We start from the raw sequence: 10,315 nt of genomic DNA on the forward strand, positions 1-10,315 counted from the left end.
AGCACCGTCTCGCCGCGCGCGCCCCGCAGGGCGCGCACCGCCTGGACGAGCAGCCGCAGCCCCGGCGGCCCCTCGCCGACGCCCGCGGGCAGCGGCGGGAGCCGGTCGGCGAGGTCGGGCAGCAGCGGGCGCAGCGCCCCGGCGCTGGCCGGGATGCGGTCGGCGGGCGGCAGGAACGGGCCGACGCCGCGCAGCGCGTCCACCACCGGGCCGAAGGCCAGCGGCTCGCGCAGCGGGTGGCAGAAGCCGGTCAGCACCCGGCGGCCCGCCGCGGCCGCGCCGGCCGCGGCCTCGGCCACCAGGCGGGACTTGCCGAGGCCGGCCTCGCCCTCGACCAGCACCACGGCGGGCGGGCGGAGCATCGCCCCGGTCAGACGGTCCAGTTCCGGCCGACGTCCCACGAACGCGAATCCGGCGCCGGGCGATCCCGGCTCGACGGGCCGACTCACGGCCGTCCGGTTGGTTCGGGTGCGCGGCGCTCGCCGAGGAGGGGTGCGAAGGCCATGGGCACATCATGCCGTGACGGCTCCCGGCGGTACCCGTCGGGTCGCCGCCTGCGCACCAGGACCCGGGACGGGCGGGGCTGGGCGTTCAGGCGATACGTGCGGTACGGGCGGGGACCGGCAGCCGGTGCGGCAGAACGCCCCGGCCGGGCAGTTCGAGCACCGTGCAGCCCAGCGCCTCCAGCCGGCGCACGGTCGCCCGGGCGCTGTGGTCGTCCAGCGAGAAGACGAACGGCCCGGGCACCAGCACCACGTTCACCCAGCCCTGCCCGGCCCGCTCCAGCAGCCGCTCCAGGGCGGGGCGCCGGTCGCCGGAGCGCACCCCGTCGTCCAGGAACGCGCCGGGCACCGGCAGGCCGCGCTGCCGGGCCAGGCGCTCCAGTGCCGCGCGCTGGTACTCCAGCCCCGCCGGGTCGGCGGGGTAGCAGCGCAGGTACAGCGCGGCCCGGGCCGGGCGGCGGGTCGGCGGGAGGGGGCGGTCGGCCATGTCGTTCACCTGACCTGTTCGGCGAGGAGTGCGACGGGGTGGGGGAGAACCCGTCCACTCCAGCAGGCCCCGGTGAACAGTGCGGGATCAATAGCGGTCGCCACCCAATCGCGCGGCCGCCGGGCAGGCGGCGCCAGGCCCCGCAGGCCCCGGGCGCCGCCCGCGTCCCGGCCGTCCCCTGCGGCACGCGACGGCGGTTCATTCAACCGACGGGGCGTCAACATGTAGACATCGCCTGAATGTTCGCGCGGGAGTGGTGTCCACGGGCATCGCAAAGAGATCTCTAGACGCAATCAGTTTGTCATGCAAACCTGGTTGGCGTGACGACTCACCATGTCCCGTCCTCGAACGACCCCCGCAACCTCCTGGCGATGAAGCAGGCCCTGGTCCGCCACATCCGTCGTGAGCAACGCGGCGCCTGGTTCGCCCTCCTCGTCTTCGCCGCCGTGCGCTTCGCCGCCGCACCGGTGGTCCGCTACGGCCAAGGCGACCACCACCCCGGTGGCCTGCCGCCGGCCATGTGGTACTGGCCGGTGGCGCTGGTGCTCGCCTACGCCGCCATCAGCTGGTTCTACCTGCGGCGTTCCGCCCGCACCGGCCTGGGCACCAGGGTCGGACCGTACCTGGCGCTGGGTATCGCCCTGGTCGCGCTCATCACCGGCTACGTGGCGTGGCGGGCCCTGCGCCCGGATTTCCTCGCCGACCTCCACGGACCGTCGCCCGTCGCCCTGGTCTTCAACACGGTGGTGAGCCCGGCCGGCACGATCGGACTGGCGCTGCTGCTGCTCGCCCGGATCGAACGCAGCTGGCCGCTCCTCGCCATCACCTGCGGGTACCTTGGCGTCATGCTCAGCGCCGGCGACCTTCCCGACCCTTCACCGTGGGGCTTCCCGGGCATCCTGTTCGAGGGAGGTGTGCTGCTCCTCGGCGGCATCGGCCTCGCCCTGCTGCAACGGGGCAAGGAGCGGTCGGCCGCATGACCGAACACCCCACCAGCAGCCTCGACGACGTCGTGCACCAACGCGTCCGCCTGGGCATCCTCGCGGTGACCAAGGAAGCCCGGCGGGTGGAGTTCACGTTCCTCCGCACCACGCTCGGTCTCACCGCCGGCAACCTCTCCCAGCACCTCGGGGTCCTGGAGAAGGCGGATCTGGTCACGATCGACAAGGGCTACGAGGGCAAACGCGCCCGCACCTGGATCCAGCTCACCAAGGCGGGCAAGAAGGCCCTGCACGACGAGATCGCGACGCTCAAGACCCTGATCCACCAGCTCGAAGGAGGCGAGGGGAAGACCGACCCCGGTCCTGCGGCGGCTCCCGCCCCGGGCTGAACCCCTTGAGCTGTCGGACCGCGGTCCCAGTGGGGACCACGGAGGGGCCGTTCTCCGCGCTTCGAGACGTCGAACCACGAAGCGCCGGAGGACGGCCGTCGGGCTCGGCGCGGGCAGCACGCTGTCCCTGGCCGCCCTGCCACCGGCCGCCGGGGCCGCACCGGCCCCACCGGTCCGGCTTCTCCCGTCTGGCCCAGGTTCGGGTCGGCGTGCCCGATGTCGGCGACGCCACAGCTGAAAGTCGCCCACGTGGAGTGCGCAGGTGCCCGGCCCCCGCCGGGGCCAGGCACCAGGCCAGTGGTCAGGGCTTGCGGTGCTTGCCTGCGGGCTTCTTCGCCGGCTGGGCCGACGGCATCGGGATCACACCGTCCCCCTCGATGCCGCAGACGAGTCGCTGCGCGGCGGCGTAGTCCGGTGCGATGGTCTCGGGCACCCACTGGTAGCCGTCCCAGCGGGAGATCAGCCGTGGTTCGCCCTGGCGCAGGTGGGACGGAGCGTCCTCGAAGCCGAGGACGACGGCCTTGAGCGTGCCGACCGAACGGCGCTGCGAGTCCCGGCGGGCCGCCCACCGCTTCAGCGGCTCGTCCTCGTCCACCTGGTCCTCCTCCGTGACGGGGCGCCCAGCCTAACGGTGCTCAGGAGGGCAGGAGCCAGCTCGGACCGCTCGGATCGCCGATCCACACCCGCTGATCCTCCGCCACCGTCAGGCCGAACCGGTCCTGCTCCGGGGCGCCGGCCCTCTCCCACCGCTCGAAGGCGTGTTCCACCGCATCCCACAGCGGCAGCGGCCCGCGCTGGTGAACCGTCCAGCCGGACCCGTCCACCTCCGTCCACGCCTGGGAGCCGGTTGCCGTGTCCAGCAGGATCACCTGGGCACCGGCGCCCAGCAACTCGGCTGACGGCGCGGCCAACTGGGCGAGGAACCTGCCGGTCCACGACCACAGGCGGGACGGGTCGAGGCCGGTCGGCCGGGGGACGCCCGAGTGCATGGTGAACGTCAGGCGCGGTGGCGGTTGGTGGGGCCGGGCAAGCATGAACGCCGTCTGCTCACCGGTGAACCGGCCCGTCGCACTGCCGTCCTCCTGAACGGTGATGTGCACCAACCCGGAGGCCTGCATCCACCCGCCGAGGCACGTCGTGATCGTGCCTCCGGGCCTCAGCTGCCAGAGCCACGGGTACGGAATGCTGCGCACCGAGCACGTTGCCACGATCCGGTCGAACTCGACGCCGGCCTGCCGCTCGTTCAGGCCGTCGCCGATGACCAGGGACGGGGAGTAGCCCAGGCCGTGCAGCGCCCTGCGCGCGCGAGCGCCGACCGCCGGGTCGACCTCAACCGAGGTGATCAGGTCGTCTCCGAGCCGGTGACACAGGACCGCGGTGGAGAACCCGGTCCCGGTGCCGATCTCCCGCACCCGATCGCCCTCCCCGATACCGGCGGCCTCCAGCATCCGTACGACGAGCGAGGGCAGCGTCGACGACGAGGTCGGCAGCCCGTGCACCGGGCCGGTCGCGTTGTCGGCGTCGATCCCATCGACCTGGGTCACCCACGTCTCGTTGCTGTACGCCATCGCCAGCCACTTGTCCGCGGTGACCTCCTGGCGGCGCAGCGGCCGGTAGACCGTCACGCCCTGAGCGTCCTGGCCCCGGCGGAACACAGCATCGGAGAGGAAAACCTCGCGCGGGACGTCCTCGATCGCCCTGCGCCAGGCCGGTTCGGTGAGCCCGTGCCCGGTGATGTCGTCGGCGAGGCGTCGCCGAAGCTGTGCGGTGTCGGTCATGCTGCTCCTCGCTGGAGAAGATCTGCCAGAGCGGCGGTCATCGGCAGCCCGGTCGGGGGCTCCATCCAAGCCCACTGCCCGGACGGGTTGCATTCGATCCACACCCAGCTGTCATCGGCGTGCCCCGGCCCGGTGAGGGCAAAGTCGAACGCGCCGAAGACCAGCCCGAAGTGCGCGAGGTAGGCGAACACGGCGCGCTCGACACGCTCCGGGACCTGGATCGCCGTGTAGGTGTGGGCGGAGTAGTCGACGCGCCAGTCCAGAAGGTCGCAGTCGATCCGGACGGCGAACACCCGCGCGCCGATGACCGTGACCCGCACGTCGGAGATCTTGTCGATGCGCTGCTGGAAGAGGTGCATCGTGCCGGCCACCGAGCCGCCGATCTCCCCGGCGGTGACCTCGGTGACGGGGACGGTCTGGGCTACGCCGTCGATCACGTACGTCGGCATGCTGATCGGCTTGTGAATTACCTGCCCGTGCGTCTTGATGAACCGGCGTGCCTCGTCAGGCTCGTTGGTGAGCAGGGTCGGTGGAACCTGGAAGCCGCAGGCCGCGGCGGCGGCCAGGCCGGCGGGCTTGTACTCGGCATCGCCGATCCGGTTCGGGTGGTTGACGTACAGGCACCCGGGGAGCGAGACGAGGACACCGCCGAGGCCGTAGCGGGCTTGTGCGGCGGCGACCCGGGCGTCCTGCGGGGCGAGGTGGGGGAACGCGAACGCGGACGGCCGCCGGTAGTACAACGACCGAACCGAGCCCAGCCCGGCGAGCCGTGTGGGCGTTCGCATGCTTCCCTCCCATTCCCGTGTGCTGCCGCCGATTCGGGCGGAGCAGGACAGGGTGGCGGGGAAGTCGCCAGCGTCGAACCGTACGACCGGGACACCCCGGTCGTACAGCTCGGTGATCACCAGGTCAGCGGTCGGGTCTTGCAGGTTGGTGACGACCGCGACCGGTCCCGTGTCGGTCGACGTCACTGGTCGGTGTCATTCCCCGTGTCGCTGTCCGCGGCGTCCCCTCCTTGGGTGTCGCCTTGCCCGGTGGTTCCGGTCGGCGGGTTCGTGCCGGACGAGGTGCCATGACCCGGCATCATCATCGGGGCTCCGTCCGGACCGAAGTACTTCGCGGTCTGGCTCGCCGGGTCCAGCTCGATCCGGCGAGCGGTGACGCCCGCCTCGAACGGCGGGTACGGGGCGATCCGTCCGACGACGAACGGGGTCGGGGTCATGTGCCCCTGCGGGAGCGGGCTCCCGGTCGGGATCCGATCCGTGTACGCGAACATCGGTGCCTCCATGGTTTCGGTGGTTCCCATTCACCGGTTCGAGGAAGGGGGAGGCCCGCCAGGGCGGCCTCCGGCTAGCCTCGACCGGGCACGTCTACGACGGTAGGAGTCACCAGTCGGAACGTGCAGTGACCACGAGTACGGGTAAACCGGAGCGGACTCCCGAAGATGGGGCTTCTTTGCGATCAAGCTCACGCCAAACCCCGACCGCCAGTCAAGGTCGGGGCCCTCGCCCTCGCGCGGGCATCATCTCCGGGTACGTCCTGCGGGTGATCCGAGAGCAACAGGACTGCACCCAGGAGGAGTTCGCCGAACGTCTGGCAGTCTCGGCGGACACGATCGCGGGGTGGGAGAGCGGCCGACGCCCGCTCACCGCGGTGCCCATCGGGCAGGTGCTCGCGCACCGCCACCGGCTGATGCGGATGGGCTCTCCGCCCACCCTCCTCCAAGCCCTCGAACGTGCCCTTGAGGCCGATGTGCTCCTCGTCAGTGCCCTCGGAGAGAGCGCCCTGACCGGCGCCGGTCCGCTTGGGTCGATGGTGATACAGCGCGACCTCATCGAGATCCTGGCGTGGCCACTCGGCGGTGGGACACCCCGGCGTTTCCGTGAGTTGCCAACAGCGGCTCGCTCCCGGCGGGGGCCTGTACCGACTGGTCCGGAGCTCACCACGAGCGACCGCGCCAGGTTCTTCGCCAACATGCGGCGCACAGCAGAGGAGGCCCGTGGGAGCAACCAGTTCCTCCTCCGACGCCAGGCGCTCTACCTCGCCGGACTTGATGACCAGGACGACACGTGCTCGTGGCTTGCCCATCAACAGCGAACCGCGCGACCGAGCGACTGGCTGAGCAACTGGCTCAACCTCCGTTCCGTCGCGATGGTCTCCGCCCGCCACGGCGACCCGGACCGCATGTCCCACTTCATCGACACCGCCCTCGCCGACGACGCCGGCGCAGCCGCGAACCTCAACTACTGGGCGTACTGGATCGGCGAGATCCCACTCGAACTCTCCGACGACTTCATCGCGTCCCCGGCACCGGGCCCCTGGCCCGGACACAAGCTACTCGCTCACCTCGCCGATGGCATCGACACCCGCCACGGCTACCTCGACCTGAACATCCACAGCGTGTGGTCCTTGCTCCAGATCCGGCCGAACCTGCTGCGCTCCGGAGCAGCAGCAAGTGTTCTACGAGACCGACTTCCCATGATGTTGGATAGCGCTGAGCTCTCGTCGCGCGGGCGGCGCGAACTCGAGAACGTCCGTTACGCAATCCGCCTCGCTGAGGCGTGAGAGGAGCCCGACGGTGTCCGATGACCTGTCCTCGGTGGCGCGCTTCCTGTTCGAAGCCGGGACGCTCAAGCAGACCAGGCGCACGGGCTGGTGGATGGCCGGCGTCCGCGACCCCGAGTCGGTAGCCGAACACTCCTGGCGCACCTCGCTCCTCGCCTCGATCATCGCCAAGCTCGAAGGCGCCGACCCCGCGCAAGCGGCGTTCCTCGCCACCTGGCACGACATCGCAGAGACGCGGACCGGGGACGTCAACTACGTGGGGAAGAAGTACGCGACCAGCGCCGACCCGGAGGCGGTGACGGCCGACCAAGTCGCCGGCATGCCCGAGGTGCTGGCGTCGGCCGTGCAGGAGCTCATCGCCGAGTACGAGGCGAAGGAGTCGCCGGAGGCGATCTGCGCCCGGGACGCCGACAAGCTGGAGTGCCTGATCCAAGGCATCGAGTACCGGGCTCAGGGCTATGCGAACGCCCAGCGGTGGATCGACAACAGCCGTGGGCGGCTGACCACGAAGACCGCCAACGAGCTAGCGGACGCCGTTCTGGCGGCCGACTCACTCGACTGGCTCCGCACTGCCCTCGGAGAGCAGCCGAACTGACCCGCCGGACGTCGGCCGAGTCACTCTGTCGGCAGGAAGACGCCTCGCCCCCGGCAGATCCCGCAGCCGACGGCCGGGCGCAGTCGGTCCGGTCGGGCGCGATAATTGTTTCCTGCCTGGTTTGACGCCTTGGCCTTCGCCGTGCGGTGGTTGCGCCCCTCGCCCGGGGAGGGCGAGGGGCGCGGGGTGGGGCTGTCAGGCGTGGTGGTCGAACTCGCCGGTTTTGATGCCGTGGAGGAGGGCGGAGAGGGCGGTCGGGGTGGTGCGGAGGATGAGGTGGGCCTCGTCGGACTCGCGGAGCTCGACCGCCCCGGCGACCGTGCGGACCTCCACGCAGTTCTCGACGTTGCCGCTGAACGAGGATTTCTGCCACTCGGTGTCCGTCATATCGGGCCTTTCATAGGTTCTGTGCGATCTTGTGGATCAAGTCACGAGAGTCAGTCTCGCTCAATGCCGAAGCTTCTGTGCGATCGAAGATGTATCGGTAGCTGTTCAGCTCGCTGACGGCATCGAGGTATTCGGGTCCATGGGAGGACTCTCGTTCGACGGTGTCGAGTTCAGGGACAGAGCCGAAGGCGTAGGTGAGGTTCTCGGCAGCCCCAGGGAAGGTTTCGATGTCGAAGGGTACGACTCGGACGGTCAGCCAAGGCAGCTCGGAGTCTTCGAGTAGCGAGGAGAGCTGTTCCTTGAGGGTCGGAATGCCACCGAATCGCGTCCAAAGGACTGACTCATAGATGAAGAACGTCGTCGGCTTCGGGTTGCGGCGCAGGTCTGCCTTGCGTTGCATTCTGAATGCCGTGCGTGCTTCCACCTCATGCCGGGGCAGCGGAGGGAAGACGCGTCCGAAGACGGCCGAGGCGTAGCTGAGGGTCTGGGATGGTCCGGGCATGTGAGTGAGAAGCCACAGCTTGAGTCCGTGGGAGGTCTTCTCCAACTCCGCATTCTCAAGAACGCCATCGGGGACCGTCCCCCGATACTCCTCCCACCAGCCCTTGGACCGGTCCAGGACTATGGCTTCCAGCGCATCGATCAGAGGCTCATTCATGCACTTGCAGGCAGCGGCGAACGAGCGGAGCCGGTCAGGGCTCACGCCGACCTTGGCCGCTTCGATCTGGCTGACCTGAGTCCGGTCGATACCGAGGGCTCTGCTCAGGTTGGAGGTCGACAGTCCTGCAGCCTCGCGCATCTTCCGGAGTTCGGTCCCGATGCGGAGCTGGCGAAGCGTCGGGTGTGCTCGTGGCGGCATTGGCACCTTCCTGGCCGGTGTGGACCAAGTCTGCCGCGCTGTTGTGCGCAGGGTCCACTTGGGGGTGAATGTATCCGGATCTGGGATCACATGTGATTCCGATCGGGTATGGTCGATCTCAGATTGATCCGACGGATCGTCAGTAACGCCTGCTAGCAAGCACCGCAGAGCAGCCACGCCCATCTCCGCTGGCCTGGCTCACGGCGACACATGTTCCGCCGGATCCTCCCCTTACTCACGCCTCGGGAGAACTCCCATGCGTCACATCAACACCCCCACCATCGCCATCGCCCGTCAGACCCTCCACAACACCATGACCCGCGTCGGCTGGTCCCCGTCCGTGATCTTCGACGCGCAGCTCGCCCTCTGCGAGCTCCTCGTCAACGCCTGGCGACACGGGGGCACCCCCGCTCCGCTCGTCGAGATCATCTCCATCAACGAATCGCTCCGCGTCTCCGTCACGGACGAGAGCCCGATCCTCCCCACCACCCCACCGCTGTCCCTGCTCGCCGAGTCCGGCCGGGGCCTCCAACTCGTCGAGGGCCTCACCCACCGCTGGGGCGTCGACCCCCACGAGCGCGCCAAGTCCGTCTGGTTCGAGCTGGACGGTGCCGCGTGATGGCCCGCCGCCACCCGATGCTGCCGACCGACCCCCGGATCCGGCACTACACCGACGACCACGTCCGTACCCTCCTCGCCGAAGTCCAGGAGCGCGGGAGGAAGTTCGGCCTGATCTTTCCTTCCGCCTCCACCGACAAGACCCTCGACGGCCGCGTCCTCGTCCGCTTCAACACCGCGCCCGCGTCGACGCTCCTGAACCTCCTCGTCCTGCTCCTCGACGCCGAACGCGAGATGCCGTGCGATTCCTGATCGGGACGGCCTTCGCCGTCCTCCTCGCCCTCGCCTTCGCGACCGTCGCCCTGGGCGTCGTCACCGCCCTCCGCGCGACCCCGCCCGACGAGGACGCCTGACCGCCGGCCCCCGCCGCCCGCGCGCCGGGGGCTGCGGCACTGCTCCAGGCTCCGAGCTCGACCAGGCGGGTGGTTCGTCAGGAAACGCCGGACAAGGCGGCACCGGGCGCCGGATGCTGGTAGGCGCGTCACATCCGGTCGCAAGAATGCGCAAGCTACGTGACAGGAGAGGGAATCATGGGCCTAGGGTTCTTCGGAATCGATCCTGAGACCAACGAGGAAGGCTCGCCCACCGTCTGGGCGGACGTGGCTCAGCGTCGACTCGTGATTCAGAGCGACACTGTCACCGGGGCCGAGCTTGCGGAGGTCAGCGAGACCGAGTGGGTTGTCGGTCACAAGGTCGGCGTGCCTGCCCACGAGTCCGTGATCAGTATCCCCGAGCGAATGATCCCCTTCATCAGGAAGGCTTGCGATGCCATCGAACGTGCCGGACTTCAGGACTCTGCTCCGGGAGACGAAGAAGTCGGCCGTGCATCTGGAGATGCGTGATCAGTACAGCGTTGCCGACGAAGCCGAACAGTTCGCCGCGTGGAAGGCCGGGCACCGGTACTCCCTGGAGGACCGGGACGAGTGGTGGCATCCCTTCCACGACTTCGTGGTGGAGACCTGCCCCAGTTCATCCCCAGCGGCGCTGCGCACCTGCTGATGGGGGTGGTCCTGGCGGCCGTGCACGAGCTGGAGGGGCTGGTCTGGTTCAGCGCGCTGGTACTCGGTACCCAGCTCGTCCGCCGGTGGCTGAACCGCGGCTCGGTGCGGCGGGCCATCGACGCGGTCACCGGCTCGGTGCTCGTCGGCTTCGGCGTCAAGGTGGCCCTCGGGGGCGAATGACCGGCTGGGGCG

At 69.8% G+C, this 10,315-nt stretch carries 17 protein-coding genes; 9 read left to right on the forward strand and 8 right to left on the reverse strand.

Annotated elements, in window-relative coordinates; genetic code table 11:
* Both ACFU7Y_RS31220 and ACFU7Y_RS31225 read right to left on the reverse strand, forming a co-directional pair.
* The coding region (locus ACFU7Y_RS31220; RefSeq protein ID WP_380770404.1) for an AAA family ATPase at positions 1-401 on the reverse strand (401 nt) is incomplete at its 3' end.
* Positions 402-591: 190 nt separating this feature from the next.
* The gene (locus tag ACFU7Y_RS31225; RefSeq protein WP_224285641.1) at positions 592-990 is read right to left on the reverse strand and encodes a recombinase family protein; all 399 of its coding nucleotides are present in this window, start codon (positions 988-990) and stop codon (positions 592-594) included.
* A gap of 320 nt (positions 991-1,310) precedes the next feature.
* Here ACFU7Y_RS31225 and ACFU7Y_RS31230 point away from each other — a divergent pair, with 320 nt between their 5' ends.
* Entirely contained in the window at positions 1,311-1,970 is a 660-nt protein-coding gene (locus ACFU7Y_RS31230) for a hypothetical protein (protein ID WP_380770405.1), read from the forward strand.
* Entirely contained in the window at positions 1,967-2,320 is a 354-nt protein-coding gene (locus ACFU7Y_RS31235; RefSeq protein WP_224282428.1) for a transcriptional regulator, read from the forward strand. Before ACFU7Y_RS31230 ends, ACFU7Y_RS31235 begins: the two co-directional genes overlap by 4 nt.
* 301 nt (positions 2,321-2,621) lie before the next feature.
* Here the strand turns inward: ACFU7Y_RS31235 and ACFU7Y_RS31240 are convergent, their stop codons facing one another.
* The 4 genes from ACFU7Y_RS31240 to tgmA are packed head-to-tail and all read right to left on the reverse strand — an operon-like array spanning position 2,622 to position 5,404.
* Positions 2,622-2,915: a DUF6087 family protein gene (locus ACFU7Y_RS31240; RefSeq protein ID WP_380770406.1), complete on the reverse strand. Its 294-nt coding sequence runs from the start codon at positions 2,913-2,915 to the stop codon at positions 2,622-2,624.
* 40 nt (positions 2,916-2,955) lie between these two features.
* Positions 2,956-4,098, reverse strand: coding sequence for an ATP-grasp peptide maturase system methyltransferase (gene tgmC, locus ACFU7Y_RS31245; protein WP_224282426.1), 1,143 nt, complete (start codon positions 4,096-4,098; stop codon positions 2,956-2,958).
* Entirely contained in the window at positions 4,095-5,069 is a 975-nt protein-coding gene (gene tgmB / locus ACFU7Y_RS31250) for an ATP-grasp ribosomal peptide maturase (RefSeq protein ID WP_224282425.1), read from the reverse strand. The genes tgmC and tgmB overlap by 4 nt, the downstream gene beginning before the upstream one ends.
* Entirely contained in the window at positions 5,066-5,404 is a 339-nt protein-coding gene (gene tgmA, locus ACFU7Y_RS31255) for a putative ATP-grasp-modified RiPP (protein WP_308020253.1), read from the reverse strand. The genes tgmB and tgmA overlap by 4 nt, the downstream gene beginning before the upstream one ends.
* 149 nt (positions 5,405-5,553) lie before the next feature.
* Here tgmA and ACFU7Y_RS31260 point away from each other — a divergent pair, with 149 nt between their 5' ends.
* The gene (locus tag ACFU7Y_RS31260) at positions 5,554-6,663 is read left to right on the forward strand and encodes a helix-turn-helix transcriptional regulator (RefSeq protein WP_224282430.1); all 1,110 of its coding nucleotides are present in this window, start codon (positions 5,554-5,556) and stop codon (positions 6,661-6,663) included.
* A 13-nt stretch (positions 6,664-6,676) separates the two neighbouring features.
* Positions 6,677-7,258: an HD family hydrolase gene (locus ACFU7Y_RS31265; RefSeq protein ID WP_224282424.1), complete on the forward strand. Its 582-nt coding sequence runs from the start codon at positions 6,677-6,679 to the stop codon at positions 7,256-7,258.
* A 195-nt stretch (positions 7,259-7,453) separates the two neighbouring features.
* Here ACFU7Y_RS31265 and ACFU7Y_RS31270 read toward each other — a convergent pair whose 3' ends face one another.
* Together ACFU7Y_RS31270 and ACFU7Y_RS31275 are read right to left on the reverse strand one after the other, a co-directional pair.
* The gene (locus tag ACFU7Y_RS31270) at positions 7,454-7,645 is read right to left on the reverse strand and encodes a DUF397 domain-containing protein (protein ID WP_224282422.1); all 192 of its coding nucleotides are present in this window, start codon (positions 7,643-7,645) and stop codon (positions 7,454-7,456) included.
* Positions 7,646-7,655: 10 nt separating this feature from the next.
* Positions 7,656-8,687 carry a helix-turn-helix domain-containing protein gene (locus tag ACFU7Y_RS31275; protein ID WP_380770407.1) on the reverse strand — a complete coding sequence of 344 codons (1,032 nt, stop codon included), beginning with the start codon at positions 8,685-8,687 and terminating at the stop codon, positions 7,656-7,658.
* Between the two features lie 73 nt (positions 8,688-8,760).
* On the opposite strand from ACFU7Y_RS31275, the gene ACFU7Y_RS31280 reads away from it, so the two are divergent.
* The 5 genes from ACFU7Y_RS31280 to ACFU7Y_RS31300 all read left to right on the forward strand — a co-directional run bounded on the left by ACFU7Y_RS31280 (position 8,761) and on the right by ACFU7Y_RS31300 (position 10,303).
* A complete protein-coding gene (locus ACFU7Y_RS31280; protein ID WP_224282420.1) occupies positions 8,761-9,123 on the forward strand; it encodes an ATP-binding protein in 363 nt (120 codons plus the stop codon).
* Positions 9,123-9,374, forward strand: a complete 252-nt coding sequence (locus tag ACFU7Y_RS31285) for a hypothetical protein (RefSeq protein WP_224282419.1) — start codon at positions 9,123-9,125, stop codon at positions 9,372-9,374. The genes ACFU7Y_RS31280 and ACFU7Y_RS31285 overlap by 1 nt, the downstream gene beginning before the upstream one ends.
* A gap of 278 nt (positions 9,375-9,652) precedes the next feature.
* Positions 9,653-9,964, forward strand: a complete 312-nt coding sequence (locus ACFU7Y_RS31290; protein WP_224282418.1) for a hypothetical protein — start codon at positions 9,653-9,655, stop codon at positions 9,962-9,964.
* The gene (locus ACFU7Y_RS31295) at positions 9,957-10,121 is read left to right on the forward strand and encodes a DUF6879 family protein (protein WP_224282417.1); all 165 of its coding nucleotides are present in this window, start codon (positions 9,957-9,959) and stop codon (positions 10,119-10,121) included. Before ACFU7Y_RS31290 ends, ACFU7Y_RS31295 begins: the two co-directional genes overlap by 8 nt.
* On the forward strand, positions 10,121-10,303 hold the full coding sequence (locus ACFU7Y_RS31300) for a LysE family transporter (RefSeq protein WP_224282416.1): 183 nt from the start codon (positions 10,121-10,123) through the stop codon (positions 10,301-10,303). Before ACFU7Y_RS31295 ends, ACFU7Y_RS31300 begins: the two co-directional genes overlap by 1 nt.
* The last annotated feature ends 12 nt before the right edge of the window (positions 10,304-10,315 follow it).

This window comes from Kitasatospora sp. NPDC057542, from assembly GCF_042801945.1.
Lineage (GTDB): Bacteria > Actinomycetota > Actinomycetes > Streptomycetales > Streptomycetaceae > Kitasatospora.

What these genes read in the sequence shown, in the direction of transcription:
- tgmC (WP_224282426.1), bottom strand. Translation starts at nt 4,098, where the DNA reads ATGACCGACACCGCACAGCTTCGGCGACGCCTCGCCGACGACATCACC.
- ACFU7Y_RS31285 (WP_224282419.1), top strand. Translation starts at nt 9,123, where the DNA reads ATGGCCCGCCGCCACCCGATGCTGCCGACCGACCCCCGGATCCGGCAC.
- ACFU7Y_RS31290 (WP_224282418.1), top strand. Translation starts at nt 9,653, where the DNA reads ATGGGCCTAGGGTTCTTCGGAATCGATCCTGAGACCAACGAGGAAGGC.
- ACFU7Y_RS31225 (WP_224285641.1), bottom strand. Translation starts at nt 990, where the DNA reads ATGGCCGACCGCCCCCTCCCGCCGACCCGCCGCCCGGCCCGGGCCGCG.
- ACFU7Y_RS31280 (WP_224282420.1), top strand. Translation starts at nt 8,761, where the DNA reads ATGCGTCACATCAACACCCCCACCATCGCCATCGCCCGTCAGACCCTC.
- tgmA (WP_308020253.1), bottom strand. Translation starts at nt 5,404, where the DNA reads ATGGGAACCACCGAAACCATGGAGGCACCGATGTTCGCGTACACGGAT.
- ACFU7Y_RS31270 (WP_224282422.1), bottom strand. Translation starts at nt 7,645, where the DNA reads ATGACGGACACCGAGTGGCAGAAATCCTCGTTCAGCGGCAACGTCGAG.
- ACFU7Y_RS31300 (WP_224282416.1), top strand. Translation starts at nt 10,121, where the DNA reads ATGGGGGTGGTCCTGGCGGCCGTGCACGAGCTGGAGGGGCTGGTCTGG.
- ACFU7Y_RS31275 (WP_380770407.1), bottom strand. Translation starts at nt 8,687, where the DNA reads ATGGGCGTGGCTGCTCTGCGGTGCTTGCTAGCAGGCGTTACTGACGAT.
- ACFU7Y_RS31235 (WP_224282428.1), top strand. Translation starts at nt 1,967, where the DNA reads ATGACCGAACACCCCACCAGCAGCCTCGACGACGTCGTGCACCAACGC.
- ACFU7Y_RS31295 (WP_224282417.1), top strand. Translation starts at nt 9,957, where the DNA reads ATGCGTGATCAGTACAGCGTTGCCGACGAAGCCGAACAGTTCGCCGCG.